Raw genomic sequence first — 1,969 nt, 5'->3', positions numbered from 1 at the left:
TCCTCAAAGAAGTGGATAATTCTGAATAATTTAGAAGAATAGAAATTTAATATTTCTGCTGAAGTTTTTAAAAGTTTTGGTAAATCTCCAACAAGCATTGGAGCATGTTCTGCTAAATTAATACGATTTTTATCCAAAAAATATTTCTTATCCGGATGAGCAAAGTGTTTATCTCTCCAAATTAATAAGTTATTTATGAGCACTTCTTGATTTTGATAGTATATTTTATGTGAAGCTAACTTATCTTTCACTGTACCAAACTGATCTAAATGAGCCTCCATAAGATTTAATAATTTATAAAGTGTACCATAGCTTTTATGCCCTTTATCAAACAATTTTGCTGTTCTAATAATAGCGTCATTTTGTAACGAGTCCATAGATAAGGCAAAAAATGAACTTGAAATTTCTTGTGTTTGAGGAGAATCTACAAAACGGTTACGGAGATATGTATAAATAAAAAATTGTCATGTGCATACTTAATTTCTAAGAATAATTGCTCCACGAACTCTTTCATTTCTTCTTTATTGTATTCTATTTCCATTTTAATATCTCCTAACCGATTTAAATAAATTTCAATATCCTATTATTGAAAATAAAAATCAAACGAAGAGATTTTTTATTTTCTACTTGGATGTGCCAATTTTCCCAACAGCTCAAGCAGTTTTAGATCAGAAACTTTATAGATATATTCATCAAGTATTTTATTACGACGGTTTTGAGGAAAACCAAATGTTATATAAAAGTCTCCACCTTCAAATTATCGATGAATATGAACTGTATCAGATGGAAGTAGTTTATCCTCCCTATCAGGAGTATAACTAAAATACCTAACATCACCGCATTTTTGATCAAAAATTTTCCAGTTTGGTAATCTTAACAGTGATTCATAGTTGCCTGTTAAATTATTATAAACTTCAGAAGGCACAAGATCTAAGGTTTACAGTTTTAGAATTGACCATTCGTAATTAGAGTTCTCTAAACTCCCAGAATTAACAATGAAAATTTTTAACAATTTGAGTTTAACAATATAGATACTACTTCCGAACTTTAATTCTATACATTCTGGTTCATATTTTGGAAATACAGCACTTGTTAAATCTTCATCTCCAATCCTAGGTAAATTTATAATTTCATAAATGAATGAAACCAAAATATTTATTAATCTTTCACTTGAAAAGTAATAAAATATATTTCTCTCAATTCAACACTCATTCATAAAAGCTCTGTTCTATTTTATTCTTTAGTAGCAACTCCGTTAGTAAATCAAAATGGAATGTACGCATATTCTCATTTTCGACTCTCAATTCTTGAATCATTTCTTGTATTGTTCGTTTAGATATATCTCTAGAAATAATAGTATTAATTGCTTTTACTAATCTAATATCCGGTTCATTCTCCATTGTTTTTTCTAGTTTAGATTTAATATCTTTTAATGCTGCCTTAGGTTCAATTTTCCAGCAAATGATCAATAAATGAATAGCATTATATAGCTGTTTAGCTGCTGGATGCCATTGTTTATTTTGATCGGTATAATTTTCAATGTTTTTATTGATTGAACTACTATCTTGATTTCTAGAAAGAGGATCAAATAATGGTAGTTTAGGATGCTTGATTAGCTCAAGAAAATGATACGCTGCATGGATACCACATAGAAAACTTTTGGATTCTCCATCTTTCTGATAACTAAATACATAGTAACTATCAGTAAGTAGATTTCCAGTACAACTTTTTCGTTCTTGTCCCTTCAAAAGCTTTACGTGTGCAATAGGTAAAATAGAATACCTTTTAATAAGATCCTCTCTTACTTTCTTAGAACGACATAATAACATATCTGTCTCCCTTCATATTTATTACTTAGTCAAAAATAGAGTCTACTAGATACATAGTAAAGTAGAATCGATAGCTGTTGAATAAATTAGTTGAATTTATCTAGTCTAGTTTGAATAGCTAATAATAAATAATAGTATTT

3 protein-coding genes are annotated in these 1,969 nt (G+C 28.5%); 1 reads left to right on the top strand and 2 read right to left on the bottom strand.

Features of this window, described 5'->3' with window-relative positions; all coding sequences use genetic code 11:
• Positions 1–377 (bottom strand): AbiU2 domain-containing protein (locus PTI45_RS01100; protein WP_139129193.1); only part of this gene is annotated, 377 nt, incomplete at its 3' end.
• Positions 378–627: 250 nt separating this feature from the next.
• Here PTI45_RS01100 and PTI45_RS23980 point away from each other — a divergent pair.
• Positions 628–822: a hypothetical protein gene (locus tag PTI45_RS23980; RefSeq protein WP_069325710.1), complete on the top strand. Its 195-nt coding sequence runs from the start codon at positions 628–630 to the stop codon at positions 820–822.
• 386 nt (positions 823–1,208) lie between these two features.
• On the opposite strand, the gene PTI45_RS01090 is transcribed toward PTI45_RS23980, so the two are convergent.
• Entirely contained in the window at positions 1,209–1,829 is a 621-nt protein-coding gene (locus PTI45_RS01090; RefSeq protein WP_069325709.1) for a hypothetical protein, read from the bottom strand.
• Positions 1,830–1,969 lie beyond the last annotated feature (140 nt).

This window comes from Paenibacillus nuruki (genome assembly GCF_001721045.1).
Taxonomy (GTDB): domain Bacteria; phylum Bacillota; class Bacilli; order Paenibacillales; family Paenibacillaceae; genus Saccharibacillus; species Saccharibacillus nuruki.
The sequence above is the reverse complement of the archived record's forward strand: the minus strand, read 5'-3'. Positions and strand labels throughout refer to the sequence as shown.

Excerpts from the sequence above, each read along its gene's own strand:
- PTI45_RS01090 (WP_069325709.1), bottom strand. The coding sequence starts at position 1,829 with ATGTTATTATGTCGTTCTAAGAAAGTAAGAGAGGATCTTATTAAAAGG.